27 protein-coding genes are annotated in these 25279 nt (G+C 75.3%); 12 read left to right on the forward strand and 15 right to left on the reverse strand.

Translation table 11 applies throughout. The features are described from left to right. Positions 1–40: 40 nt before the first annotated feature. On the reverse strand, positions 41–1192 hold the full coding sequence (locus tag BJ968_RS14240; RefSeq protein ID WP_179752899.1) for a glutamate--cysteine ligase: 1152 nt from the start codon (positions 1190–1192) through the stop codon (positions 41–43). Positions 1193–1258: 66 nt separating this feature from the next. Here BJ968_RS14240 and BJ968_RS25755 point away from each other — a divergent pair, with 66 nt between their 5' ends. After that, on the forward strand, positions 1259–2689 hold the full coding sequence (locus tag BJ968_RS25755; protein WP_179752901.1) for an FAD-dependent oxidoreductase: 1431 nt from the start codon (positions 1259–1261) through the stop codon (positions 2687–2689). A gap of 31 nt (positions 2690–2720) precedes the next feature. Here the strand turns inward: BJ968_RS25755 and BJ968_RS14250 are convergent, their stop codons facing one another. From BJ968_RS14250 to BJ968_RS14265, 4 genes are all read right to left on the reverse strand, one after another. Continuing rightward, entirely contained in the window at positions 2721–3593 is an 873-nt protein-coding gene (locus tag BJ968_RS14250) for an aminotransferase class IV (protein WP_179752903.1), read from the reverse strand. 85 nt (positions 3594–3678) lie between these two features. Then, positions 3679–5034: an 8-oxoguanine deaminase gene (locus tag BJ968_RS14255; RefSeq protein WP_179752905.1), complete on the reverse strand. Its 1356-nt coding sequence runs from the start codon at positions 5032–5034 to the stop codon at positions 3679–3681. Positions 5035–5069: 35 nt separating this feature from the next. Next, positions 5070–5708: an MBL fold metallo-hydrolase gene (locus tag BJ968_RS14260; RefSeq protein WP_179752907.1), complete on the reverse strand. Its 639-nt coding sequence runs from the start codon at positions 5706–5708 to the stop codon at positions 5070–5072. 28 nt (positions 5709–5736) lie between these two features. Next, complete coding sequence (locus tag BJ968_RS14265; RefSeq protein WP_179752909.1) at positions 5737–7284, reverse strand: PucR family transcriptional regulator ligand-binding domain-containing protein; 1548 nt, start codon at positions 7282–7284, stop codon at positions 5737–5739. 130 nt (positions 7285–7414) lie between these two features. Between BJ968_RS14265 and BJ968_RS14270 the strand changes: the two genes are divergently transcribed. Next, entirely contained in the window at positions 7415–8815 is a 1401-nt protein-coding gene (locus BJ968_RS14270; RefSeq protein ID WP_179752911.1) for an aspartate aminotransferase family protein, read from the forward strand. Between the two features lie 52 nt (positions 8816–8867). Further along, complete coding sequence (locus BJ968_RS14275; RefSeq protein WP_179752913.1) at positions 8868–10085, forward strand: FAD-dependent oxidoreductase; 1218 nt, start codon at positions 8868–8870, stop codon at positions 10083–10085. Between the two features lie 25 nt (positions 10086–10110). On the opposite strand, the gene BJ968_RS14280 is transcribed toward BJ968_RS14275, so the two are convergent. Next, entirely contained in the window at positions 10111–10281 is a 171-nt protein-coding gene (locus BJ968_RS14280; protein WP_179752915.1) for a hypothetical protein, read from the reverse strand. Positions 10282–10672: 391 nt separating this feature from the next. On the opposite strand from BJ968_RS14280, the gene BJ968_RS14285 reads away from it, so the two are divergent. Beyond that, positions 10673–11239 (forward strand): dihydrofolate reductase family protein, encoded by a 567-nt coding sequence (locus tag BJ968_RS14285; protein ID WP_179752917.1) that lies wholly within the window; start codon positions 10673–10675, stop codon positions 11237–11239. A 13-nt stretch (positions 11240–11252) separates the two neighbouring features. Here the strand turns inward: BJ968_RS14285 and BJ968_RS14290 are convergent, their stop codons facing one another. Beyond that, positions 11253–12098, reverse strand: a complete 846-nt coding sequence (locus BJ968_RS14290; protein ID WP_179752919.1) for a PhzF family phenazine biosynthesis isomerase — start codon at positions 12096–12098, stop codon at positions 11253–11255. Between the two features lie 200 nt (positions 12099–12298). Between BJ968_RS14290 and BJ968_RS14295 the strand changes: the two genes are divergently transcribed. Beyond that, entirely contained in the window at positions 12299–13705 is a 1407-nt protein-coding gene (locus tag BJ968_RS14295; RefSeq protein ID WP_179756727.1) for a sugar porter family MFS transporter, read from the forward strand. 59 nt (positions 13706–13764) lie between these two features. Here the strand turns inward: BJ968_RS14295 and BJ968_RS14300 are convergent, their stop codons facing one another. The 4 genes from BJ968_RS14300 to BJ968_RS14315 are packed head-to-tail and all read right to left on the reverse strand — an operon-like array spanning position 13765 to position 16524. Further along, on the reverse strand, positions 13765–14541 hold the full coding sequence (locus BJ968_RS14300; RefSeq protein WP_179752921.1) for a MerR family transcriptional regulator: 777 nt from the start codon (positions 14539–14541) through the stop codon (positions 13765–13767). A gap of 14 nt (positions 14542–14555) precedes the next feature. Continuing rightward, positions 14556–15329 carry an ABC transporter permease gene (locus BJ968_RS14305; protein WP_179752923.1) on the reverse strand — a complete coding sequence of 258 codons (774 nt, stop codon included), beginning with the start codon at positions 15327–15329 and terminating at the stop codon, positions 14556–14558. 8 nt (positions 15330–15337) lie between these two features. Then, positions 15338–16156 (reverse strand): ATP-binding cassette domain-containing protein, encoded by an 819-nt coding sequence (locus BJ968_RS14310; RefSeq protein WP_179752925.1) that lies wholly within the window; start codon positions 16154–16156, stop codon positions 15338–15340. Next, positions 16153–16524, reverse strand: a complete 372-nt coding sequence (locus BJ968_RS14315) for a DUF1048 domain-containing protein (protein ID WP_179752927.1) — start codon at positions 16522–16524, stop codon at positions 16153–16155. Before BJ968_RS14315 ends, BJ968_RS14310 begins: the two co-directional genes overlap by 4 nt. 204 nt (positions 16525–16728) lie before the next feature. On the opposite strand from BJ968_RS14315, the gene BJ968_RS14320 reads away from it, so the two are divergent. The 3 genes from BJ968_RS14320 to BJ968_RS14330 all read left to right on the forward strand — a co-directional run bounded on the left by BJ968_RS14320 (position 16729) and on the right by BJ968_RS14330 (position 18521). Further along, positions 16729–17481 carry an SDR family oxidoreductase gene (locus BJ968_RS14320; protein WP_218885061.1) on the forward strand — a complete coding sequence of 251 codons (753 nt, stop codon included), beginning with the start codon at positions 16729–16731 and terminating at the stop codon, positions 17479–17481. 145 nt (positions 17482–17626) lie between these two features. Next, a complete protein-coding gene (locus BJ968_RS14325; protein WP_218885062.1) occupies positions 17627–18289 on the forward strand; it encodes a LysE family translocator in 663 nt (220 codons plus the stop codon). A gap of 55 nt (positions 18290–18344) precedes the next feature. Next, complete coding sequence (locus BJ968_RS14330) at positions 18345–18521, forward strand: hypothetical protein (protein ID WP_179752931.1); 177 nt, start codon at positions 18345–18347, stop codon at positions 18519–18521. Positions 18522–18544: 23 nt separating this feature from the next. Here BJ968_RS14330 and BJ968_RS14335 read toward each other — a convergent pair whose 3' ends face one another. Then, positions 18545–19027, reverse strand: a complete 483-nt coding sequence (locus tag BJ968_RS14335) for a hypothetical protein (protein WP_179752933.1) — start codon at positions 19025–19027, stop codon at positions 18545–18547. Positions 19028–19270: 243 nt separating this feature from the next. On the opposite strand from BJ968_RS14335, the gene BJ968_RS14340 reads away from it, so the two are divergent. Then, positions 19271–19969 carry a DJ-1/PfpI family protein gene (locus BJ968_RS14340; RefSeq protein WP_179752935.1) on the forward strand — a complete coding sequence of 233 codons (699 nt, stop codon included), beginning with the start codon at positions 19271–19273 and terminating at the stop codon, positions 19967–19969. A gap of 31 nt (positions 19970–20000) precedes the next feature. After that, entirely contained in the window at positions 20001–20603 is a 603-nt protein-coding gene (locus tag BJ968_RS14345) for a methyltransferase domain-containing protein (protein ID WP_179752937.1), read from the forward strand. A 20-nt stretch (positions 20604–20623) separates the two neighbouring features. Here the strand turns inward: BJ968_RS14345 and BJ968_RS14350 are convergent, their stop codons facing one another. Further along, positions 20624–21340 (reverse strand): hypothetical protein, encoded by a 717-nt coding sequence (locus tag BJ968_RS14350; protein WP_179752939.1) that lies wholly within the window; start codon positions 21338–21340, stop codon positions 20624–20626. 171 nt (positions 21341–21511) lie between these two features. Here BJ968_RS14350 and BJ968_RS14355 point away from each other — a divergent pair, with 171 nt between their 5' ends. Both BJ968_RS14355 and trpS read left to right on the forward strand, forming a co-directional pair. Then, complete coding sequence (locus BJ968_RS14355) at positions 21512–21937, forward strand: hypothetical protein (protein ID WP_179752941.1); 426 nt, start codon at positions 21512–21514, stop codon at positions 21935–21937. A 266-nt stretch (positions 21938–22203) separates the two neighbouring features. Then, entirely contained in the window at positions 22204–23367 is a 1164-nt protein-coding gene (gene trpS / locus BJ968_RS14360; protein WP_179752943.1) for a tryptophan--tRNA ligase, read from the forward strand. A 43-nt stretch (positions 23368–23410) separates the two neighbouring features. On the opposite strand, the gene BJ968_RS14365 is transcribed toward trpS, so the two are convergent. Then, positions 23411–24694 carry an MFS transporter gene (locus tag BJ968_RS14365; RefSeq protein ID WP_179752945.1) on the reverse strand — a complete coding sequence of 428 codons (1284 nt, stop codon included), beginning with the start codon at positions 24692–24694 and terminating at the stop codon, positions 23411–23413. Next, complete coding sequence (locus tag BJ968_RS14370) at positions 24691–25269, reverse strand: MarR family winged helix-turn-helix transcriptional regulator (protein ID WP_343078036.1); 579 nt, start codon at positions 25267–25269, stop codon at positions 24691–24693. Before BJ968_RS14370 ends, BJ968_RS14365 begins: the two co-directional genes overlap by 4 nt. Positions 25270–25279: the final 10 nt, after the last annotated feature.

Raw genomic sequence — 25279 nt, forward strand, 5'->3', positions numbered from 1 at the left:
GCGGGCGCCCCCGCGACGGCCCCGTCCCGCGGAGGGCCGCTCACCCCTCGCGCAGTTCCGCCACCAGCGCGTCCACGACGTGGTGCAGGGGGTCGGCCTCGCCCCGCGCGCACGCCGCCTCGAACGTCGCCCGCTGTCGCTGGTAGCTCGCCCCGCGGCGCGGGACGTCGGCGACCAGCGCGAGGTCGTCGGCGCAGTCCAGCCGCCGGGCGACGGGTTCGAGCCGGTTCAGCCACTCGTCGAGGTCGTCGGTGACCAGCCGCTCGCGGCCGCGGGCGTCGACGACGATCTCGGCGTCCAGGCCGTAGCGGGCGGCCCGCCACTTGTTCTCCTGCACGTGCCACGGCGGCATCGTCGGCAGTTCCTCGCCCGCCTCCAGGCGGTCGTCGAGGTGCACGACGAGGCAGTGCACCAGCGCCGTCATCGCCCGCAGCTCCCGCATCGTGGGGGTCCCGTCGCACACCCGGACCTCGATGGTCCCGAACCGCGGGGAGGGGCGGACGTCCCAGCGGACGTCGGACAGCCCGTCGATGACGCCCGTGACGAACATGTCGTCGACGTAGTCCTCGAACTCGGTCCAGCGCTCGAACTGGAACGGCAGCCCCGCCGTGGGCAGCTGCTGGAACATCAGCGCCCGGTTGCTGGCGTACCCGGTGTCGAAACCCGTCCAGTACGGCGAGCTCGCCGACAGGGCCTGCAGGTGCGGGTAGTGGTTGAGCAGGGTGTTGAGGATCGGCAGGACCTTGTGGACCGAGTTCACGCCGACGTGGACGTGGACGCCCCAGATGAGCATCTGCCGGCCCCACCACTGGGTCCGTTCCAGCAGCTCGGCGTACCGCGGGTCGGGCGTCACGAGCTGCTCGTCCCAGCGCGCGAACGGGTGGGTGCCCGCGCACATGAGGTCCAGGCCCAGCGGGTCGGTCACCCGGCGGATCGCCGACAGCGTCCCGGACAGGTCCTCGGCCACCTCCGCGACGGTGTCGCAGACGCCCGTCACGGCCTCCAGCGTGTTGCGCAGCAGCTCCTTGGTGATCCGCGGGCCGGTGGGGGAGGCCTCCCGGTCGACGGTCTCCAGCACCTCCGAGGCCCGCGACGCGAGGTCGCGCGAACCGCGGTCCACCAGGACCATCTCCCACTCCACGCCCAGCGTCGGGCGGGGAGAGGCGTTGAACTCCACCGTGCGTCGACCCACCCGACGATCACACCACACCCGTGCCCCCCTCGCCGCACCACCGCCGCAGGCCCTACCGTCCGGGTCGTGAGCGCTGAGCGAGGGACCGAGCAGGTCGTGGACGTCGTCGTCGTCGGGGCCGGACCGGTCGGGGAGAACGTGGCCGACCGCGCCGCCCGCACCGGCCTGTCCGTCGTCGTGGTGGAGAAGGAGCTCGTCGGGGGCGAGTGCTCCTACTGGGCGTGCATGCCCAGCAAGGCGCTGCTGCGCCCGGGGCAGGCGCTGGCCGCCGCCCGCCGGCTGCCCGGCGCCGCCGAGGCCGTCACCGGCCCCCTGGACGCCGAGCGGGTCCTGGCCCGCCGCACGTACTTCACCAGCGACTGGGACGACGCCTCGCAGGTGCAGTGGCTGGAGTCGGCCGGGCTGACCCTCGTGCGCGGCATCGCCCGGCTGGCCGGGCCGCGCCGCGTCGAGGTCGCCGGCTCGGACGGGACGACGACCGTGCTGACCGCGCGGCAGGCCGTCGTGCTGGCCACGGGGTCGGTGCCGGTGCTGCCCGACGTGCCCGGGCTCGCCGGCAGCCGCCCGTGGACGTCGCGGGACGCGACGAGCGCGAAGGCCGTCCCGGGCCGGCTGGCCGTCCTCGGCGGCGGCGTCGTCGCCGTCGAGCTGGCCCAGGCCTGGGCCCGCCTCGGCTCGACCGTGACCCTCCTGGCGCGCAGCGGGCTGCTCGGCGGGCAGGAGGAGTTCGCCGGTGAGCTGGTCGAGGCGGCGCTGCGGGCCGACGGCGTCGACGTGCGCCGGGGCGTCTCCCCGGCGCGCGTCACGCGCGACGGCGCGGTCCGGGTCGAGCTGTCCGACGGGTCCGTCGTGGAGGCCGACGAGTTCCTCGTCGCCACCGGCCGGCGCCCGGCCACCTCCGGGATCGGGCTGGAGACCGTCGGGCTGGAGGACGGCGGCGCGCTGAGCGTCGACGACACCGGGCTCGTCGAGGGCGTCGACGGCTCCTGGCTGTACGCCGCCGGTGACGTCTCGGGCCGGCCCAAGCTCACCCACCAGGGCAAGTACGGCGGCCGGGTCGTCGGTGACGTCATCGCCGCCCGCGCCGCCGGCCCCGTCCAGACGCCGCCGTGGTCGAGGTTCACGGCCACGGCCGACCACCGCGCCGTCCCGCAGGTCGTCTTCACCGACCCCGAGGTCGCGCAGGTGGGGCTGACGGCCGCGCAGGCGCGCGAGGCGGGGCTGGACGTGAAGGTCGTCGACTACGAGATCGGGGACGTCGCGGGCGCCTCCCTCGTGGCCGACGGCTACACGGGCAGGGCCCGCATGGTCGTCGACGAGGACCGGCGGGTCGTCGTGGGGGTGACGTTCGTGGGGCAGGACGTCGCGGAGCTGCTGCACTCCGCGACGGTCGCGGTCGTGGGCGAGGTCCCGGTGGACCGGCTGTGGCACGCCGTCCCGAGCTACCCCACGATCAGCGAGGTGTGGCTGCGGCTGCTGGAGACCTACGGCCTCTGACGGCCGCGACCTCCCCGCCCGGCGGTGACGGTCAGTCGGCCACGGTCAGCAGGTGGTGCAGCAGCTCGGCCTGCAGGGCGGCGTCGGTGGGACGGGGGACGCCGTCGAGGCTGCGGACCGGGGCGGACAGCCGGCCGCTGGACAACAGCCACAGGGCGTCGGCGGTCTTGAGGTCGTCGACGCCGAGCCGGGCGACCTCCGTGCGGTCGCCCCGGCCGCGCGCCCACGCGAACGCGCGGGCCTGCGTCGTGCCGTCGAGGATCCCCAGCTCCGGCGGCGGCGTCACCCAGCGGTCGGCGAACCTGGCCAGCACGGTCGAGTTCGGGCCCTCCAGGACGTCGCCGTCGGTGGAGACGAACACGACGTCGTGGGCGCCGTGGGCGCGGGCGTACCGCAGGGCGGCCGTGTTCAGGGCGTAGGACAGCGTCTTGGCGCCCTGCAGCAGCCAGGGGGCGCGGACCACGACGTCGCTGGGGTAGGCCCGTTCGAGGGCGAGGACGTCGATCCCCGCGGTGCGCTGCTCGGTGTGGTCGGCGCCGGGGAACACGTGCACCCAGCCCGTGGGGACCCCCGAGCCCTCCACCCCGCGGGTCAGGACGAGCTTGGCGAGCAGCTCCGGGCGGGGTTCGTGGGCCGCCGCGGCCCGGTGCACCGCGTCCGCCCACGCCGCGGTGTCCGGCGCGGGCAGGTCCAGCAGGGCGGCCGAGCGGGCGAACCGGTCGAGGTGGTGGGCCAGGCCCTGCGGCGTGCCGCCGACGACGGCGACGGACTCGAAGACGCCGTCGCCGCGCGTCGCGCCGAGGTCGTCGACGCGCAGCTGCGGCGCGAGCGCGTCCGCGGGGGTGAACGTCGTCGTGCCGTCGGCGGCGGGGACGGCGAGGAACAGGACGGGGCTGCTGGGCACGCGCCCATCCTGCCCGCCGCCGCGGTGCCGCTCCGGGCCGGGTCGCGGGGAGAGGGGCCCCCGCGCCCGGAGGGCCGGGTTCCGGTCAGGCCCGGTCGAGGACCCGCCGGCGGGCGGCGACGAGGTCGGTGACCGCCTGCTGCTCGGACGTCGTGCGCAGCTCGCCGTCCTCGACGACGACGCGCCCCTCGACGGTCGACAGCGCCAGCGGCGGCGTGGGGCCGATGACGAGCGCCACGACCGGGTCGTCGAGGTCGGCGTGCCCCAGCCCGGTGAGGTCCCACACGGCCAGGTCGGCGCGCTTGCCGACCTCGATCGAGCCGATCTCCCCGGCCCGGCCGAGCACCGCGGCCCCGCCGGCCGTGGCCGCCCGCAGCGCGTCGCGGGCGCTCATGGCCGCCGGGCCCCCGCGCAGCCGCGCGGTGTAGACCATCTGCCGCAGCTCGTCGGCCAGGCTGCCCTGCTCGCTGGAGGCGGCGCCGTCGACCCCCAGGCCCAGCGGCACCCCGGCGTCCAGCAGGTCGCGGGCGCGGGCCGCGCCGGCCCCGAGGCGCGCGTTCGAGCTGGGGCAGTGCGCCACCGCGCTGCCCGTGCGGGCCAGCGTCGCGATGTCCGCGTCGGACAGGTGCACGCAGTGCGCCAGCCACACGTCCGGGCCCAGCCACCCCAGGTCCTCGAGCACCTCCACGGGCCGCCGGCCGAACACGCGGGCGCAGAACTCCTCCTCGTCGTCGGTCTCGGCGAGGTGGGTGTGCCGCCGGATGCCCAGCTCGGCGGCCTGCGCGGCCGTCTGCCGCAGCAGGTCCGGGGAGACCGAGAACGGCGAGCAGGGCGCGGCGCCGACGCGGACCATGGAACCGGGGGAGGGGTCGTGGTGGCGGGCCACCGCGTCGGCCGTGGCGGCCAGGACCACGTCGACCGTCTCCACGACCGAGTCCGGCGGCAGCCCGCCCGCGGAGGTCCCCAGGTCCATCGACCCGCGGGTGGGGGAGAACCGCAGCCCCACCGTCGCGGCGGCCCCGACCGTCGCGGCGAGCTGGTCGCCGCCGTCGTGCGGGTGCAGGTAGTGGTGGTCGCTGGTCGTCGTGCAGCCGCTGAGGGCCAGCCGGGCCAGCCCGGCGCGGGCGGCGGCCTCGACGTCGGTCGCGTCGAGCCGGGCCCAGACCGGGTACAGCGTGACGAGCCAGTCGAACAGGCCGGAGTCGACGGCGAAACCCCGCGTCGCCCACTGGTAGAGGTGGTGGTGGGTGTTGACGAACCCCGGCGTCACCAGGTGCCCGCGCGCGTCGACCACGCGGTCGGCGGTGGTCCCGGCGGGCGGGTCGCCCGCGCCCACGGCGGCGACGACACCGTCGCGCACGAGGACGAACCCCGTGCGGTGCTCGGTCCCGGCGGGGTCGACGGTGGCGACGGAGGCCCCGGTGATCAACAGGCTCGGCACGGGACGAGTGTGCCGCACCGGGGCGGGGGCGCGGGTCAGAGCTCCAGCGGGCCCTCGAACTCGCGCACGTCCAGGCCGCCGAGGGTGCGGACGTGCCCGCCGTACACCGCCCGCCCCGGCGCGGACAGCAGCCCGTCGTGGATGAGCACCCCGACGGGGGCGCCCACGGCCCGCACGAAGTCCACGGTCTCCTTCGACGCCGCCCACGGCGCGTTCACCGGCACGGCCAGGACGTCGACGCCGGAGGGGACGGCCTCGTAGGCGTCGCCGGGGTGGAACAGCGTCGGCTCGCCCTCGGCCGAGACCAGCAGCCCCACGTTGCCGATGCGGGCGACGTCGGCGTGGATGAGGGCGTGCCGCCCCCCGACGGCCGCCACCCGCGCACCGGCGAACGCGACGGACTCCCCGGGGTGCAGGGGTTCGGCGGGCAGGCCCGACTCCGCGAGGGAGGCGGCCGTCGACGGCTCGGCCCGCAGCAGGACGCCGTCGTTGGCCTCCAGCAGCGTCGGCAGCCGCTCCAGGTCGACGTGGTCGGGGTGGGCGTGCGTGACGACGACCGCGTCCAGGTCCTCCAGCTCCTCGAAGCCGTGGCTGAACGTGCCCGGGTCCACGAGCACCCGGGCGGCGCCGGTCTCCACCAGCAGGCACGAGTGGCCGAAGTGCGTGAGGCGCATGGCCCCGAACATAGCCACCGCGCGCCCGTCAGGGACCGCCGCCCGGGGAACCGGCCGGGCCGGGGGAGCCGGGGGACGTGGGCTCGGTGAGCAGGGCCAGGTGCAGGCCCAGGCGCACCTCGGGGTCCTCCAGGTCGCGCCCCAGCCGCCGGGACAGCCGCTCGACCCGCCCGTACGCGGCCGGCCGCGACAGGTGCAGCCGCCCGGCCAGCCGCGTCATGGACCCGCCGACCTCCAGGTAGTCGCGCAGCAGCGCCAGGTCGTCGGCGCGGTCGAGCAGCGGCGCGAGCTGCAGCTCGGCGAACTCCGCCAGCCGCGCGTCCGCCCGCAGCCGCCACAGCAGCCCGCGCACCCCCAGGTCGGCGGTGCGGTGCACCTGCCCGGGCGCGCGGCCCGGGGAGGCCGCGGCCACCTGCGCGACGTGCCGCGCCTCGGCGAACCCCGGCCCCGTCGCGCTGATCTGCTCGACGTGGTCGGAGGTCGCCAGCGTCGCCGCGCCCGGCAGCGCCGCCGCCAGCCGCGGCAGGCACTCCTCGACGGTGCGGGCGGCGCCCACCAGCAGCACCCCGACGACGGGTCCCTCGCGGTCGCCGACCGTGCCGGTGACCCCCGGGACCCGGGTGGCGGCCAGGGCCCGGGACACCTCGGCCCGCTCGGCGCCGACCACCGCGACGGCGGTGTAGCCGCCGCGGGCGCTGACCCCCAGGGCCCGCAGCCGCTGCCGCAGCGCGGTCTCGTCGACGGCGCGGGCCCGCAGCAGGTCGTGGACGAGGTCGTCGTGGGCGCGCAGCGCCAGGTCGTCCCCGCCGGCCGTGCCGCCCTGGAGCAGGCGCAGGACCGTCAGGACCTCCGCGGCGCGCTCCAGCACGAGCCGGCCGTCCGGGGCCGCGACGGGGCCCGGGGCGATGAGGCGGGCCCAGCGGTCCCCGGCCGGGCCCGCGGCGACCACGAGCCACCCCTCGTTGGCGGCCTCGCGCCGCGACCGGCGGGGCCAGTCCACCAGCAACCCGGCCCCGTGGGGTCCGGCGGCGTGCGCCACGGCGCGGTGACCGAGGTCCTCCAGCACGACCGGGCCGCCCAGCAGCCCCGCCGCCCGGTCCAGGACCTCCTGCGTGGAGGTCGCGGCGGCCGCCAGCGAGGCGAACGTCGAGTGCACCTGCTCGGCGAAGCGCAGCCGCTCGTACTGGTCGTGCAGCAGGCGGCCGTGGATCTGCTCGGTGACCTCCACGAAGCGGACCACCCGGTGCAGCTCCACCAGCGGAAGCGCCGCGGCGCGCGCCGCCCGCACCAGCTCGGGGGGCAGGGCGACGAGGTGCTCGGTGACGTCGACGACGAGCCCGGCGACCCCGGCCTCGACGAGGGAGGTGACGAACGCCCGCGCGTCGAACGCGGCGCCGCGCCAGCCCAGGCCGGTCGACAGCAGCAGCTCGCCGCCGTCGAGGAGGCCCGCGACGTCGGCCTGCTCGGTGACGTGGGCCCAGCGCACGGGTGCGTCGAGGCGGTCGTGCCCGGCCACGACGTGCGGGGACCCGCCCGCGAGCACCGGCAGGGCCAGGACGTCGGCGACCGTCAGCACGGGCCGAGGGTACGACGGGACGTCGGCGCACGGGGCCGGGGGCCGACGGAACGTCGCTGGAGTTCGCGGCCGCCCACGGCCAGGCTGGGACGATCGGAACCGCACGTCGTGCGACCTGGAGGAGGCGGACATGACCGTGACCGAGCAGAGCGTGGCGGGGACGGGGGGCTCCGGGCTCACCGAGGCCGCCCGCGACCACCTGTGGATGCACTTCGCGCGCATGGGCGCCTACCAGGACCGGCCCGCGCCCGTCATCGTCAAGGGCGAGGGCGCGTACATCTGGGACGACCAGGGCCGCAAGGTCCTCGACGGCCTGTCCGGCCTGTTCGTCGTCCAGGTCGGCCACGGCCGCGCCGAGCTCGCCGAGGTCATGGCCAAGCAGGCCCGCGAGCTGGCCTTCTTCCCCGTGTGGGGGTACGCGACCGAGCCGGCGATCGAGCTGGCCGACCGGATCGCCGGGTACGCCCCCGGGGACCTGAACCGGGTGTTCTTCACCACCGGTGGCGGTGAGGCCGTCGAGAGCGCCTGGAAGGTCGCCAAGCAGTACTTCAAGCTCACCGGGAAACCGATGAAGCACAAAGTGATCTCGCGCGCGACCGCCTACCACGGCACCCCGCAGGGCGCGCTGGCCATCACGGGCCTGCCGGCCATGAAGCAGGCGTTCGAGCCGCTGACCCCGGGGGGTTTCCGGGTGCCGAACACGAACATCTACCGCGCCGAGCGCATGGGCGCCCCCACCGACCCGGTGCTGTTCGGGAAGTGGGCGGCCGACCGCATCGAGGAGGCCATCCTCTTCGAGGGCCCCGAGACCGTGGCCGCCGTGGTCCTGGAACCGGTGCAGAACTCCGGCGGGTGCTTCACCCCGCCGCCGGGGTACTTCCAGCGGGTCCGCGAGATCTGCGACCGCCACGACGTGCTGCTCGTCTCCGACGAGGTCATCTGCGGCTTCGGCCGCCACGGCACGATGTTCGCGGCCGAGAAGTTCGGCTACCAGCCGGACATCATCACCTGCGCCAAGGGCATGAGCTCCGGGTACGGGCCCATCGGCGCGATGATCACCACCGACCGCGTCATGGAACCGTTCCTGCAGGGCAAGAACTTCTTCCCGCACGGGTACACCTTCGCCGGTCACCCCGTCTCGGCGGCCGTCTCGCTGGCCAACCTCGACATCTTCGAGCGCGAGGGCCTGAACCAGAACGTCCTGGACAACGAGCAGGCGCTGGGCGCCACCCTGCGCAAGCTGCTCGACCTCGACATCGTCGGCGACGTCCGCGGCGACGGCTACTTCTGGGCCGTCGAGCTCGTCAAGGACAAGGCGACGAAGGAGACGTTCGGGCCGGACGAGCGCGAGACGCTCATCAAGCAGTTCCTGCCCGGGGCCCTGTTCCGCAACGGCCTGTACTGCCGGCCCGACGACCGCGGCGAACCCGTCATCCAGGTCGCGCCGCCGCTGACGTCCGGGCAGGCGGAGTTCGACGAGATGGAGCAGGTCCTGCGGGCCACCCTCACCGAGGCGATGCGGCTGGTCTGAGGCCGCGCCGCGCCGACTGGCGGGAGCGGGGTCCGGCGGTGAGGGTTGCCCCGTGCCCACCCCGCGCCCTCCCGCCCGCCCCGGCGAGCCGGTCACCCACGCCGACGTCCTCGTCGTGGGGGCCGGCAACGCCGGGACCTCCCTGGCCGCCAAGATCCTGCGCGACGGCGCCCGCGACGTCGCGATCGTCGAACCGTCGCCGGTGCACCGCTACCGCCCGCTGCTGAACTACGTCGGGGCCGGCCGGGCCACCCCGGCCGACGTGGAACGCCCCACGGCCACGGTGCTGCCCGAGGGGTGCCGCTGGGTGCAGGACGCCGTCGCGTCGGTCGACGCCGGGACGCGCACCGTGCGGACCGCGCGGGGAGCCGTCATCACGTACACCACGCTGGTGCTGTGCCCCGGGATGCGGGAGGACTGGGCCGCGACCCCGGGCCTGCAGGACGCCTACGCCGCCGGGTGGGCGGGGTCGACGTACGTCCCGGGCTCGGCGCCCCTGGTGTGGCCCGCGCTGAAGGGGGTCCGGCGGGGCACGGTGGTCTTCACCGTCCCGCCCGAACCCGCCCCGTGCGGTCCCACCGCCCTCAAACCGGCCCTGATGGCCTGCGACCACTGGCGCCGCCAGGGCGTGCTGGGCGACCTGGACGTCACCGTGGTGCTGCCGGAGGAGCGGGCGCTGGACGTGGCCGGGGCCGACGAGCACCTGGAGGCCGCGTTCGCCTCCTACGGCGTCACGGTGCTGCGCCGGTCCCGGGTGCGGGCCGTGGACCCGGTGCTGCGCTCGGTCGAGGTGGACACCCCCGACGGCACCCGGCGGCTGGACGACGTCGCCTACGCGCACGTCGTGCCGCACTACCGCGCCCCCGGGTGGATCACCGACAGCGGGCTGGGGGGCTCCTCGCCCGCCGGGCTCGTCGACGTCGACCCGCTGACGCTGCGGTCCCGGGACCACCCCGACGTCTGGGCGCTCGGCGACGCCGCCTCGATCGGCACCCGCTCCTCCGGCGGGGCGCTGCGCAAGCAGGTGAAGGTGCTGGCCCACAACCTCGCCGCCGCCCGCGTCGGGCGCCGGTTGCGCTCCTACGACGGGTACACCGTGATGCCGGTGACGACCTCGCGGAAGGCGCTCATGCTCGTGCAGGCCGACCGCAGCGGACCCCGCCCCCTGCCGCTGCCGGCCCCGTTCACGCCGCGCCGGTCGGCGTGGTGGTTCGACCGGTACGTCCTGCCGCAGGTCTACTTCCGCCGCCTGCTGCGCGGGAAGGTCTGAGGGCGCGCCCGCGCGGGCGTCGCGTTCACCCGCCGAGCGGGTCCGGCCCCGGTGGGGGGAACGTCTCACCGCTGAGCGGTGCGTGGGCCACCCACCGGTGCTCCCCCGGGGGCGGGTCCGGCAGGGACGGCGGCGGTGGGGGTTCCTCGTCGGGGACCGACGGGTCGGTGAGCACGGCCAGGTACGGGTCGAGCACGACGTGACGTCGCCCGGGGCGGTGTCCAGGGCGAGGTCGACGACCTCGTCGAGGTTCACGAACAGGAGGTTCAGGCCGGCGACCTCGACGGGGGAACCGGGCCACAGCGCGTCGCGGGTGCCCTCGTCCACGCGGCAGCGGCGCCCCAGCTGCCCCGCGGTGGCGTGCAGCCGCAACGGGGGGTCCTGCGCCCGGCGGTCCCAGCGGTGCAGGACGTGGACGTCGCCGTCGCGGACGAGACCGGGGTCGACGTGCTCGCGCAGCCGTCGTTCGAACTCGGCCCGGATCTCCTCGTCGGTCACCCCCGCACGGTACGGGCCCGTCCACCGGTGCACCTTGCCCCCGGCACCACGACCGGGGAGGCTGGAGCCCCGTCCACCCGGAGGCACCCGTGGGCAAGCTGGTCTACGCCGCCAACACCTCGCTCGACGGCCACCTCGAGGACGCCGACGGCGCCTTCGACTGGTCCGTGCCCGACGAGGAGGTGCACGCGTTCTGGAACGAGCACGAGCGGGGGATCGGCACGTCGCTGTACGGCCGGCGCATGTACGAGACCATGCGCGTCTGGGAGGACGACGAGTGGCTGGCGGGCGAACCGGCCGTCGTGCGCGAGTACGCCGGGATCTGGCGCGACGCCGACAAGGTCGTCTACTCCTCGACGCTCGCGCAGGTCCCGACGGCGCGGACGCGGCTGGAGCGGCGCTTCGACCCCGACGCCGTCCGGCGGCTGAAGGAGACCTCGGACCGGGACGTGAGCGTGGGCGGCGCGACGCTGGGGGCGGAGGCGTTCCGGCACGGCCTGGTCGACGAGTGCCTGCTGCTCCTGCACCCCGTGAGCGTCGGCGGGGGCAGACCGGCCCTGCCGACGGGACTGCGGGTCGACCTGGACCTGCTGGAGGTGCGGCGGTTCGACGGCGGCGCGGTGCTGCTGCGCCACGCCGTGCGCGGCGGCGCCTGACCCGGGGCGGGCCTCACAGGCGCACCTGGCCGGACACCACGACCCGCGCCGCGCCGCCCACGTGGACCTGCCCGCCCTCGCGCACGACGTGCACCCGGCCGCGGCGGCCCAGCCGGGCGCCCTGGGCCGCGACGTAGCGGTCCGGCAGGTCGCCCAGCCACTGCCCCACGGCCGCGTTGAGGCTGCCCGTCACGGGGTCCTCCACGAGGGTCCGGCCGTCGCGGGAGACGCTGAAGGCGCGCACCTCCACCGCGCACCCGTGCCCGGCGGGGTGGTTCCCCACGACCCCCACCGACAGGCCGGCCAGCTCGGCCGGGTCGGGGTCCAGCGCCAGGACCGTCGCGGCGTCGGGGACCCGCACCACCACCCAGCCGGGCCCGTTGTCCAGGTGCGCGCCCGCCACCAGCCGGTCCCCGTCCAGGTGCAGGCCCCGGAGCAGGCGCTCGCGCAGCGCGGGCCCCAGCGGTTCCTCGCGCAGCAGCGGCGGGGCGGTGAAGCTCAGGCGCTCCCCGTCGGTGCGCACCTCGACCAGGCCGATCCCGCACTCCTGCACCACGACCCCGTCGCGCCGGGGGGTCCCGCCCGCGGCCAGCCACGCCTGCGCCGAACCCAGCGTCGGGTGCCCCGCGAAGTCGAACTCCTCGTCGGGGGTGAGGATGCGGACGCGGTAGTCGGCGCGGGGGTCGGTGGGGCGCAGCAGGAACGCCGTCTCGGACAGGTTCGTCCACGCCGCGAACCGGCGCAGGACCTCGTCGTCGAGGCCGTCCGCGTCGTGCACGACGGCCAGCGGGTTCCCGCCCAGGAGGTCGGGGGAGAACACGTCGACCTGGTCGAAGCGTCGGGCCGGGCGGGTCGTCACGGGGGGCCTCCTCGGGTGCGGTGCGGACCCCGATCCTCGCGGACGGCCCGCGGCGGCGGCACACGCCCCGACGGGCGGTCCGCGCGCGGGAGTGCTTGATTGGGACGTCGGGGCAGCCGCCCCCGGGGGACGCTGGAGGAACCGTGAGCCCAACGACCGGGCGGGGACGCACTGCGGACGGGAACGGGCTGACGGGGGCGGTGGTCGTCGTCGCCCTCGTCTCGGCGATCTCCGGGCTCCTCTACGGCTACGACACCGGCATCATCTCCGGCGCGCTGCTCCAGATCGGCGACGAGTTCGAGATCGGCAACGGCTGGGAGCAGCTCATCGCGGCCTCGATCCTCGCCGGGGCGGTGATCGGTGCGCTGACCTGCAGCCGCCTGGGGGAGCGTCGCGGCCGTCGCGGCACCCTGCTCGTCGTCGCGGTGGTGTTCGTCGTCGGCACCGTCGGGGCCGCGCTGGCCCCGAACCCCGAGCTGCTGTCCCTGGCGCGCCTGGTGCTGGGTTTCGCCGTGGGCGGGGCCACCCAGACCGCCCCGGTGTACGTCGCCGAGCTCGCGCCCACGAAGTACCGCGGCCGGCTCGTGCTGTGCTTCCAGATCGCCATCGGCGTCGGGATCCTGCTGGCCACGCTGGTGGGCGCCAGCGAGGCCGTCGACTGGCGCGTCTCCATCGGCGCCGCGGCCGTCCCCGCGGCCGTCATGTTCGCCCTCATGCTGCGCCTGCCGGAGAGCCCGCGGTGGCTGCTGACGGCGGACCGCGGCGACGACGCCCGGCGGTCCCTGGAACGGGTCCGCCCCGGCGGCGCCGACGTCAGCGGTGAGCTGGCGGAGATGAGCGAGCTCGTCGAGGAGGAGCAGCGGGCCAGCACGCGCGGCTGGCGGGGGCTGCGGGAGGCGTGGGTGCGGCCGGCGCTGGTCGTCGGGTGCGGGCTGGCGGTCTTCACCCAGCTGTCCGGCATCGAGATGATCGTGTACTACTCCCCGACGATCCTCACCGACAACGGCTTCCCCGACAGCACGGCGCTGCGGGTCTCCGTCGGGCTGGGGGCCACGTACCTCGTGGTCCAGCTCATCGGCCTGGCCGTCATCGACCGCGTCGGGCGCCGGCGCCTGACCCTGCTCACCCTGCCCGGGGCCGCGCTGATGCTGATCGTGCTGGGCACGTTCTTCGTCACGGGGAACGACGGCAAGGCGCAGGTGCCGTGGATCATCGCCACCCTCATCGCGTTCATGGCCTTCACCGCCGGCGGCATCCAGCTCATGGGCTGGCTGACCGGCTCGGAGATCTACCCGCTGGCCACCCGGGCCGCCGGGGCCGCCGCGCAGTCGGCGTCGCTGTGGGGGACGAACCTGCTCATCACGCTGACGCTGCTGACCGTCATGGACACCATCGGGACGGGGCAGACGTTCTGGCTGTACGCCGCGTTCAACGTCGCCGCGTTCGTGTTCCTGTTCCGGAAGATGCCGGAACTGACCGGGCACAGCCTGGAGGACATCGAGAGCCGGCTGCGGGCCGGGCGGTTCCGGCCCAAGGAGTTCGCGGGCGGTCAGGTCGACCTGCCGGCGGACAGCTCCAGCCAGCCCGGGACCAGGCTGCGCCAGTAGCCCGCGCACGGCCACCAGTTCCCCGCCGGGGGCGGACCGGCACACCGCGGCGTCGGGGGCTACGCGCGGCTCGGCGCGGCGGGGACGCGCCGCACGCGCGTGATGCCCTTCCAGCCCCGCTCCTCCAGGAGGGCGAGCAGCCGCCCGGCGGCGGGGGAGGTCCCGGCCGCTGCGGCGTCCAGCAGGGCGACCACCTCGTCGTCCGGGCCCTCCCCGCCGACGTCGCCGGCGGCGAACGCCCGCGTCATGATGCGGTCCAGGACGTCAGCGGTCTCGACCACGCGCGGGTCCTCGGCGCTCCAGTCCAGGGCGCTGCTCAGCAGGCTGTAGAGCCGCACGAGGTCGGGGTCGTCCAGGCGCTCGTGCTTGTCGGCGATGATGGCGTCGATCTGGTCGGGCATCCGGGCCGCGATGACGATCCAGGCGTCGCGCTCCTTCTCGACGTAGCGTTCCTCCACCCCCAGCCCGCGCAGCCGGTCCAGGTAGCCGACCACGCTGGCCGGGAGCGCCAGCTGCTCACCGGCGGCGAGCCGGGCCAGCCGCTCGCGGGTCTCCCGCAACCGGCGGACCTCGGCCCGCAGCCGCGCGTCGATCTCCCGGACGCCCTCGGTGAACTCCTGCGCGTCGGCGTCCAGCAGGTCCCCCACCCGCGCCAGCGGCACCCCGGCGCTGGCCAGGACGTGGATGCGGATCAGCCGCACCACCGCCGCCGCGTCGTAGCTGCGGTACCCCGAGCGGTCGCGGTCGGGTTCGGGCAGCAGCCCGATCCGGTGGTAGTGGCGCACCGCGGCCACGGTCACCCCGGCGTGCGCGGCGAGCTGGCTGATGGTGAGCACGACCGCATCCTCCCTCAGGCGTTCCTGCGGCGGTGGACGACCGACGCGAGCACCTGGGCGAGGACGAGGACACCGACGCACCAGGTCAGCGCCACCCAGGCGCCCGCGTCGACGGGCTGCCCGGCGAACAGGGCCCGCAGGGTGTCCACGATCGAGGTCACCGGCTGGTGCTCGGCGAACCACCGCACCGGCCCGGGCATCGGCCCGGTCGGCACGAACGCGGAACTGACGAAGGGCAGCAGGATCAACGGGTAGGAGAACGCGCCCGCGCCCTCCGCCGACGTCGCAGACAACCCGGCGACCACCGCCACCCAGGTCAGCGCCAGGGTGAACAGGACCAGGACGCCGACGGCTGCGAGCCAACCCAGCACGCCGGCCCCGCTGCGGAAACCCATCAGCAGCGCGACACCCACCACGAGCACGAGCGAGGTGAGGTTCGCCGCGAGCGAGGTCAGCACGTGCGCCCACAGCGGCGCCGACCGGGCGATGGGCAGGGAGCCGAACCGGTCGAAGAAACCACCCTGCACGTCGGTGGACAACCGGAACGCCGTGTAGGAGACGCCCATCGCGACGGTGATGAGCAGGATCCCGGGCAGCGTGTAGTCGACGTAGGAACCCGAGCCCGCCCGCGGCCCGGTGTCGATCGCGCCGCCGAGGACGTAGACGAACAGCAGCATGATCGCGACGGGCATGACGGCGGTCGTGATGATCGTGTCGGGGCTGCGCGTGACGTGCTTGAGCGACCGCCCGGTCAGGCGGGCGGTGTCCGCGAGGGCGTGCGTCGCCACCACCGTCCTCACCCCCGCCCCGTGCCCGGCGCGCGCCCGCCGGCCCGTTCCCCGCCGGCTCGTTCCCCGCCGACGAGGGCGAGGAAGACGTCCTCCAGGGACGGCAGCTTCTCGACGCGCTCGACCTCCGCGGGCGGCAGGAGCCCCCGGAGTTCCTCCAGCGTGCCCTCGACGACGACGCGTCCCCGGTGCAGGATCGCGATCCGGTCCGCCAGTGCCTCGGCTTCCTCCAGCTGCTGCGTGGTCAGCAGCACCGTCGTCCCGCGCTCGGCCAGTTCCCGCACGCTCCGCCACACCTCCAGGCGCGACTGCGGGTCCAGCCCCGTGGTCGGCTCGTCCAGCACGAGGACCGGCGGGTCCCCGACGAGGCTCATGGCGATGTCCAGCCGGCGGCGCATCCCCCCGGAGTACATCGACGCCCTCCGGCCGCCCGCCTCGGTCAACCCGAACCGGGCGAGCAGCTCGTCGGCGATCCGGCCCGGGTGCCGCAGGTGGCGCAGCCCGGCGACCAGCACGAGGTTCTCGCGCCCCGTGAGGATCCCGTCCACGGCGGCGAACTGCCCGGTGAGGCTGATCGACTCCCGCACCCGTCCCGCCCGGGTCGCGACGTCGAAACCGTCCACGCTCACCGTCCCGGCGTCGGCCCGCAGCAGGGTGGACAGGATGCGCACGGCGGTGGTCTTGCCCGCCCCGTTCGAGCCCAGCAGCGCGAAGACGCTCCCGCGCGCCACCTCGAAGTCCACCCCGCGCAGCACCTCCAGCTCGCCGTAGGCCTTCTGCAGGCCCCGCACCCGGATCGCGGGCCCGGCAGCGGTCGCGGTGCTCACGAGGCCGCGCCGTCCTGCGCCTGCGCGGCGGCGAACGCGGCGACCAGCCGCTGCCGCTCCCCGGCGATCCACTCGCCCGCGGCGTACCCGCCCAGCAGGACCTCGGCGAACCGGACGGGGTCGGCGCCGACGACCTCGCCGATCGGCGTGCCCCGCGAGGCGGCCTGCTCGAAGGTCCCCACGAGTTCCTCGTGCAGGTCCACGAGGACACCGCCCTCGGTGATCGCCCCGCGGCGCAGCAGGTACCGCTCCAGCGCCTCGACCGCCGTCCGGTGACCGGGCGGGAGTTCCCGCACCCGCGCCCGGTACTGCTGCCACCGCTTCTTCTCGCCGATGTCGCCGACGACCTTCTCGATGAGAGCCGACATCTTCCGCTTCCTCCTCGTCGAGCCGCTCCCGCCCTGCGCGGGAACGCCTGGGACCAGGGTGGAGGGTTGATGCAGCACCAAGGTCAAGCCCGTTCCCCGACGGGTTCCGGCCGACCCGCACGTCGGGGGTGGGCGTCCCGGCGGGCACCGACCACGCTCGGGGTGTCCGCCCCTGCCTCCGCCCCGCCGTCGAGGAGCCCACCCGTGCCCGTCCGCCCCTCCTTCGTCGTCACCGGTGCCGCGCGGGGCGTGGGCCGCGTCATCGCCGAACGCCTCACCCGCGACGGGCCGGTCGTCGTCGACGTCACCGGTGACCTCTCCGGTGACCTCGCCCGGCGGCACGACGACGTTCACCTGCTCACCGGTGACGCCGGTGACCCCGCGGTCGCGGTCCGCGCCGCCGAGCGCGCCGAGGCGCTGGGACCGTTGAGCGGGTGGGTCAACAACGCCGCCGTCTTCTGCGACGCCACCCTGCTGAGCGCCGGCGTCGAGGACATCGAGCGGGCCGTCACCGCCAACCTGGTGCTGGCCCTGACCGGCTGCCACACCGCCGTCAACCACTACCGCCGTCACGACCGCCCGGGGGCGATCGTCAACGTCTCCTCCCACCAGGCCCAGCGACCGGTGCGCGGGGCGCTGCCCTACGCCACCGCCAAGGCCGCCGTCGAAGGGCTGACCCGGGCCGTCGCGGTGGACCACGGCCCCGACGGCATCCGCACCAACGCCGTCGCCCTGGGGTCGATCACCACCACCCGCTACGAGCAGCACCTGGCCGCCCACCCGGAGGTGGCGCAGCAGATGGCCGCGCTGCACCCCCTGGGCCGGGTCGGCACCCCGGCCGAGGTCGCCGACGTCGTGGCGTTCCTGCTCTCACCCGGCGCCGGGTTCGTCAACGGCGCCGTCGTGCCCGTCGACGGTGGCCGCGCCGCCCACGGCCAGGACCCCGAGGCGCGGTGAACCCCCCGCCCGCGCGGCGCCGCACGTCGGGACGCACCGCGGCAGCGGGCGGGGCCGTGGCGGTCGGCGGGTTACTGTCGCAGCACCCGCGATCACCGGAGGAGCCCACGATGGTCACCACGCCCCAGCAGGACGGGACGGTCCCGTGCTGATCGCCGCCAGCCAGGTGTGGGGCCTGGCCGCGGCCTGCGCCCTGCTGATCGTCGTGCCCGGCCCCAGCGTCCTGTTCATCGTCGGCCGGGCCCTGAGCTACGGCCGCAACACCGCCCTGGCCAGCGTGGTCGGCAACGCCGTCGGCTGCTACCTCGTGGCCCTCTGCGTCGCCCTGGGCCTGGGAGCGCTGCTCACCGCCTCGACGACGGTCTTCCACGTCCTGAAGTACCTCGGCGCGGCCTACCTCCTCTGGCTGGGGGTGCAGGCCGTCCGCCACGCCGGCCACGGCCTGCACCCCGCCACCCCGGCCGTGCCCGCCGATGGACGCAGCACCACGGGTGGGCGGCCGTGGCGCTCGATGCGCACCGGCGTGGTCGTGGCGATGACCAACCCCAAGCCCTACATCGTCTTCGCCGCGATCCTGCCGCCGTTCGTGGACCCCGCCGCCGGGCACGTCCTGCGGCAGCTGCTGGTCCTGGCGCTGGTGCCGATCGTCATCGGGCTGGTCTCCGACACCGTCTGGGCGCTGGTCGCCGGTCGCGCGCGCACGTGGCTGTCCGGCACCCCGGCCCGCCTGCGGACCACCGGTCGGGTGGGAGGCGTGTCCATGATCGGGCTGGGGGTCGTGCTGGCCACCACCGACTCGGGGCACTGACCCCCGGCGGGACCACGAGGTCGTCGAACGCACGACACCAGGGAGGAGGGGGAGCGTGAAGGACGCACGGGTGCTCGGTGCGGTCGTCGTCCTCGCACTCGTCGCCGCCCTGCTCGTCGGGAACTGGCTGATCGGCGTCCTGTGGCCGGGGCCGACCGCCGAGACGTACCAGAACCTGTCCTGCGGATCACGACCCAGCGCACGGTCGGGTCGCGCTCGGATCGCGGGATGACCGTGCGGTACGAACGGTGGCTCTCAGGTGGGCAAGGTCAGGACGAGAGTGTGGGCAGCGTCTGATAGCCCCGTCTGGGGCCAGGTGAAGCTCACGTGCATGCGGCCGTCCACGGGCAGCTCGTTGATCCAGTAGCTGGACTCCAGAACGAAGCGAACCTCGTTAGTCGTCGTGTCCTCGAAGGTGTGCATCGACGTCGTCTTGGCGTGGACCTGGTCGGCGAGATCGTTGAGCGCCACCCGCAGCACCGGCTCTGAGCCGGGGGGCTTGCCGCCGGCGGGGTCCAGCTTCTGACGGGGACCGTCGATCATTTGCCAGCGGGCGGTCTCGGCGCGTGGACCGTCCGCGTGCAGGCGCAGGTGCAGCATCAGGCCAGCAGGTCGGGCGTGGGCTTGGACGTGGTCGAGCTCGGCGCGGATGCCGCTGGCTTGGCTGAGCAGGAGGGGACCGTGCGCGGGGACGCCGGTGTCGTCGGGTGCGATGGCGGGGACCCAGCGTCGCGGCATGAGTCCACTCTCGCCGTGATCAAGTGCAAGGACAACGCACGGAGATCGGCATGACCGTGACGTCCCTGACCGTGACGTCCCTGACCGTGAAGTCGCCCCTCCACGATCTGCAGGACAGGCCCTGGGCGGGACCACCGCTCGCAGCGGAGCGGTCGCTGAGGCTCCTGACCGTGCGATGAACGCGACAGCGCCCGCAGGGTGCCACGACCGCGCCGTCGTCCGCCGGCTGCCTAGGCTGGCCCCGTGCCTGAGCTGCAGATCGTCGTACTGCTGTTCCCGCAAGTGACGCAGCTGGACTTCACCGCGCCGGCGCAGGTCTTCGACCGCCTCCCCGGCTCCCGGGTCCACCTGGCCTGGCACGAGACCGCGCCGGTGGTCACCGACTGCGGCTGGTCCGTCGTGCCCACCACCACCCTGACCGACTGCCCACCGGCGGACGTCCTGTTCGTGCCCGGGGGAGAGGGCGCCTTCGACCTGTTCGAGGACGAGGCCGCGCTGGACTTCCTGCGCCGGCAGGCCGCCACGGCGCGCTGGGTCACCTCAGTGTGCACGGGTTCCTTCGCCCTGGCTGCTGCGGGGCTGCTCGACGGCAGGCGGGCCACCAGTCACTGGGCCTCGCTGGGAATGCTCGCCGAGTTCGGGGTGGAACCGGTGTCCGAGCGCGTGGTCGTCGACGGTCGGGTCGTCACCGGGGCGGGCATCACGTCCGGCATCGACTTCGCGCTGCAGCTGGCGGCGCTGGAGTGCGGTGAGGACGTGGCCCGGGGGGTGCAGCTGGCGTTGGAGTACGACCCGGCGCCTCCCTTCGACCACGGTTCAGCCCGGACGGCTGACCCCGAGACGGTGCGCCGGGCCCGGCAGCGGGCGCTCGACAGCCGTCTGGCGCGCGTCCAGCGGGCGGCTGACCGCCTGACGGGGCGACGGGGTCCTGCCGCGCCCTGAGGAGGACGAGGCGCTGGGTAGCGTGCGCGCCGTGAGTTCCCCGGACGTCCAGCAGGCCTACTCCTCGCTCGCGCGGCAGTACATCGACCTGCTGGGGTCGGTGGAGGCCGTGCACCGTGACGACCTGCGACTGATCGAACGGCACCTGGGGCACCTGACCGGCCCGGTCCTGGACCTGGGCTGCGGTCCGGGGCACCTGACGGGCCACCTGCACGCCGCGGGGTGCGAGGTGACGGGCATCGACCTGGTGCCGGAGTTCATCGCCCACGCCCGCCGGACCCACCCGGGCGTGCCCTTCGAGGTGGGGTCGCTGCTCGACGTGGCCCGCGCGGACGCCTCCGTGGCCGGGGTGCTCGCGTGGTACTCACTCATCCACCTTGACCCCGGCCAGTTGGACGGTGCCCTGGTCGGTGTCCGCCGGCTCCTGGCCCCGGGTGGGGTGCTCGTCGTGGGTTTCTTCGAGGGCGCGGTGTGCGAACCGTTCGAGCACAAGGTCACGACGGCGTACCGGTGGCCGGTGGAGGAGCTGGTGGGCCGACTCGCCGCGGCCGGCTTCGCGGAGGTCGACCGCCTGCAGCGGCCCCGGGAAGGGGAGCGACGTCCCCACGCGGTCCTGGTGGTCCGGGCCGTCTGACGGCGGGGAGCCGGAGCCGGTCAGCGTGCGGCGGGGCGCAGGCGCCGGTGGGTTCCGCGGACGGCCGCGACCACGCCCACCGCCGTCAGGCAGACGACCGCGGCGCCCGTGGTCAAACCCATCCACACGACCAGCCCCAAGGAGTCCGACGCCGCCAGGGGCGCCACCGCGAGCAGCGCGGCCGGGACCAGGGCGAACACCGCTCCCCGCCACCGGCCGAGGGTGAGTTCGCCGAGGACGGTGGCGAGGACCAGGGTTCCTGCGGCCGCGGCGACCAGGACGCCCGCGCGGGCGGGGCCGCTGTTGTCCAGGGGCCACCACCCCATCCACGCCACCCACGCCGAGGCGCCGAGGATCGCGACGGCCCCGGCCCGGGGCCGGTGGGCCCGGGGGAGCCTGGCGAACAGCAGGTGCCCGCCACTGACCGCGGCGGCCAGCGCACCGGCGGCGAAGGCCGCGTACAGGAACTCGTCGAGGACGTCGAGCACCCCGGACGGCGCCGAGTCGTGCCCTGCCCCGGTGAGCAGGTCGGCCACGGCGGCTGCGACGGCGGTGGTGGCGGTCCCGACGAAGGGCCGGGTGAGGCGGTCGGCGCCGATCGTGGCGAGGACCACGACGAGACCGAGGACCGTCCAGGGGAGGAGGGTCCCCGTCCCCACGGTGGGGGAGAACCCCCACCGCCACGCCGCGAAGGCGGCCGTGGTGAGAGTTCCGGCCAGCACCGCTCGTCGCGGCACGGGGTGCCGTCTCCGCCGTTCCACCGGTCCAGTCTGTCGGCCGGCGCGGGTCGTCCAGGGTGCTCGGGGGCCGAGGACCCCCACCCGGGTGAGGGGGCGCACGGAGGGTGACGGCGCTGCCGCGGTCGGCGCTCCGAGCGGTGGGTCGTCGCGGCGTGCCAGCATCGGCTCGTGCCCTGGAGCCCGCCGCCGTTCCCGACCCCGGTGCAGGACCGGCGTCTCGAGCGGTTCCGCGATCGAGCGGCCCGGCTGCGCGGACGCGACGGTCGAGTGGGGACCGCGTTCTTCACCGTCGACCTCGTCCACCCGCGGCCGGAGGGTCACCTGTGGTGGCGGCGCTGGTCAGCGCCGTTCCACCTGGTCGACGGCCACGTGTGGGGGGACGCGGAGGTCACCTCGACGTGGGACCCCAGCGGTCGACCGGGTGAGGAGCACCGGGCGAACCACCAGGCCTGGGGTGAGGGCCTCCGGCAGTTGCTGGACGATGCTGACCGGGGCGTCTTCACGTGGCTGGATCAGCAGTGGCAGCTGGAGTGGCTGGACGACGACGAGTTGTCGGTCTTCCGTGAGGCGCACCGCCACGAGCTCGACGAGTGAGCTGAGCTCGACCGGCTCCCCGCTGTGCGGCAGGACAGCGCGGTCGGCGGTTCCCCGGCCGGCGCCACGAGGGCGTAAAACCCTGGCCCGGCCCGGCAGCGGCTGGCTAGCGTGGTGGCGTGCTGACGATCCCGTGCACCTGGTGGCAGTCGCTGTAGCGGCTGCGACCGGACCTGTCCGAGCTGCCCCGCGGCGGTTCGGACCCACCTCGCACGGTGGTTCCCGGGCACTCCTCGGTGGGCGGCTCCCCGACCTGAGGAACTCCCGTGCCCGACTCCACCCCATCCCCCACGCCCACTCCTGTTCCGGCGGCGTCCTCGACACCGTCCGTCGTCGCCGCGCAGCGGCGCAGCGCCGAGCTCGAGCAGCTGATCTCCTCCGACCCGGGGCGGTTCCGCGTCCTCACCGGCGACCGGCCGACCGGTCCGCTGCACCTGGGTCACTACTTCGGCACCCTGGCCAACCGGGTGCGGTTGCAGGCGGCCGGGGTCGAGGTGTTCGTGGTGATCGCCGACTACCAGGTCATCACCGACCGGGACGTGGCTGGTGACGTGCGGGGGAACGTGCGGGAACTGCTGCTGGACCACCTCGCCGCCGGTCTGGTTCCCCGCACCGCCACGTCGACCGGCCCGGACGGTCCGGGTGGTTCCGGCGCGACGGTCTTCACCCACAGCGCGGTGCCCGCGTTGAACCAGCTGGTGCTGCCGTTCCTGAGCCTGGTCACCGTCGCGGAACTGCAGCGGAACCCCACGGTGAAGGCCGAGGCCGCAGCTGCCGCCGCGCGGGGTGGGGCCGCCGGACGGGGGATGAGCGGGCTGCTGCTGACCTACCCGGTGCACCAGGCCGCGGACATCCTGTTCTGCGGCGCCAACCTCGTCCCGGTGGGCCAGGACCAGTTGCCGCACCTGGAGACCGCCCGGGTCATCGCCCGGCGCTTCAACGACCGGTACGCGGGCGGGCGGGAGGTCTTCGCCGGACCGGAGGCGCTGCTGTCGTCGGCCCCGCTGCTGCTGGGCACCGACGGGGCGAAGATGAGCAAGAGCGCCGGCAACGCGATCCCCCTGCGCGCCAGCGCCGATGAGACCGCCCGGTTGATCCGCTCGGCCAGGACCGACGCGCAGCGGCGCACCACCTACGACCCCGTCCACCGACCCGAGGTGTCCAGCCTGCTGCTGACCGCTGCGCTGTGCCGGGGCACCACCCCGGAGGCGGTGGCGGAGGAGGTCGGCGACGGCGGGGCCGCGGCCTTGAAGGAGGTGGTGACCGAGGCGGTCAACGAGCACCTGCGTCCGCTGCGGCAGCGGCGTCGTGAGCTCGCCGACGCGGACGACCACCTGCGGGCCGTCCTGGCAGCGGGTGGCGAGCACGCCGGCGCCGTCGCCGACCGCACCCTGGCCACGGTCAACCAGGCGTTGGGCGTGACCTGCTGACCGCCCCGCGGACCAGTCGCACACCGGCGTGGACACCGGTCCGTCAGGTGGCGGGGGCGCCCGTGGCGGGAGGCTGCCTCCAGCGCCGCAGGGCAGGGGTGGTGGCGGCGATGAGGGCGACGACCACGACGCAGGCGAGCCCACCGGTGAGGGTCGAGGTCGCAGCCGACGTCGCGCCGGCGACCGCTCCGGCGCGGGCGTTGCCCAGCCCGGGACCCGCGACCCCGACGACGTTCTCCGCGGCGCTGACCCGGCCCAGGTAGGCGTCGGGGGTGGTGACCTGCACGATCGTGCCGCGGCAGATCACGGCGACGGTGTCCGCCGCGCCGGCCACGGCCAGGCACGCCAGCGTGGCGGGCAGGGAGTCCACCAGGGCGAACGCCACCAGTGCCGCCCCCCACGTCGCGGACGCGGCCAGCACGAGCCGCCCCGCCCCCGGTGCGCGGACGATGGTCCCGGAGGCCGACCCGGCCAGCAGACCGCCGACGGCGATCGCCGAGGCGAACAGCCCGAAGGTGAACCCGCTGCCGCCGAAGCGTTCGTCGTTGACGGCGGGGAACAGGGCGACGGGCATGGCCAGTCCGGTGGCGGCGAGGTCGGCGGCCAGGCAGCCGCGCAGCTCCGGCCGGCTCAGCAGGTAGCGCCATCCCTGCCCGGTGGCCCGCAGTCGCGCCGACGTCCCGCGTCCCGGCGCCGGGCCCGGTCCGGTGCCGGGCGCGGGGTGGGGGCGCACCTCGGGCAGGCGCAGCACGCCGTAGGAGGAGACGGCGATGCCGACGACGTCGGCGACGTAGGCCGCGCGCAGGCCGCCGGTGGCCAGCAGGACACCGGCCAGGGCGGGGCCGGCGAGCAGGGCGATCTGGAAGCCGACGTGGTGCAGCGCCACCCCGGCCGGGACGAGGCCGGTGGGCAGCAGGCGGGCGGTGAAGGTGCGGCGGGCCGCCGCGCCGAGGGCGGTCGCGGCGGTCTGGGCCGTGACCAGGGCCAGGACCAGCGCGACCGGAGCGGCCTCGAGACCGGCTTGGGCGGCGAGCCCGGCCGCGGCGACGGCGGCGACGGCGCTGGTGACCAGGACCAGGCGGCGGCGGTCGGTGGTGTCGGCCAGGGTGCCGCCGACGAGGCCACCGAGGACGGTGGGCACGGCCGTGGCCAGGCCGATGGCTCCGGTCCACCACGTGCTGCGGGTCAGTTCCCAGACCTGGTGGAGCACCGCGGTGGCGGCGAGCTGGCCGCTGAGACCGGCTGCGGCGCTGCCGATCCACAGTCGCCGGAAGGCCGGGGAGACCCGCAGGGGACGGGTGTCGACGAAACGGTCCAGCAGCGTCACCGCCTGCGCCGGGCCGGGCCCCGGGTGCTGTCCCGGGCGGTGGGCGGCGTGGTCGCCTCCCTCGCGGAGGTGGTCGCCGGTTCGACGCCGTCGAGGTGCTGGTCGACCCGGTCGGCGAAGGAACGGCGGGCCAGCGCCTCGCGCAGGTCGGTGACGACTCGATGCAGGGGGTGGGGCACCTCGGCGTCGAGCTCGGCCCAGGCGGCTTCGGTGGCTCGCCACTCGGCCTCGAGGAAGGGGACGAGGGACCGGCCGGCGTCGCTGAGGGAGACCGTGCGGGTGCGGGCGTCCTCGCCGGGGGCGGTGTCCAGGAGGCCGTCGCGGCGCATGGCGGTGACCGTCTGGCTCATGGCCGAGTGGGTCACGCCGAGGTGGGCGGCCAGGGCCTTGATGGTCATGGGGCCGTGGCGGTGCAGGCGGATGAGGGCCTTGCTGAACCGGGGCCGCACCCCCGTCACCCCGTGCCGGGCGTAGACGGTGGCGATCTGGTCGTCCATGGCGTTCAGCAGGTCGAACAGGGGGGTGAGGGTGCTGTGGTGCGTGGGGTCGGGCCCAGGTGCCCGCAACGATGTCACAGCAGCTAAT

The sequence above is a fragment of the Kineococcus aurantiacus genome (assembly GCF_013409345.1).
GTDB lineage: Bacteria > Actinomycetota > Actinomycetes > Actinomycetales > Kineococcaceae > Kineococcus > Kineococcus aurantiacus.

Excerpts from the sequence above, each read along its gene's own strand:
- BJ968_RS14335 (WP_179752933.1), bottom strand. The coding sequence starts at position 19,027 with ATGCCGCGACGCTGGGTCCCCGCCATCGCACCCGACGACACCGGCGTC.
- BJ968_RS14270 (WP_179752911.1), top strand. The coding sequence starts at position 7,415 with ATGACCGTGACCGAGCAGAGCGTGGCGGGGACGGGGGGCTCCGGGCTC.
- BJ968_RS14260 (WP_179752907.1), bottom strand. The coding sequence starts at position 5,708 with ATGCGCCTCACGCACTTCGGCCACTCGTGCCTGCTGGTGGAGACCGGC.
- BJ968_RS14315 (WP_179752927.1), bottom strand. The coding sequence starts at position 16,524 with ATGTCGGCTCTCATCGAGAAGGTCGTCGGCGACATCGGCGAGAAGAAG.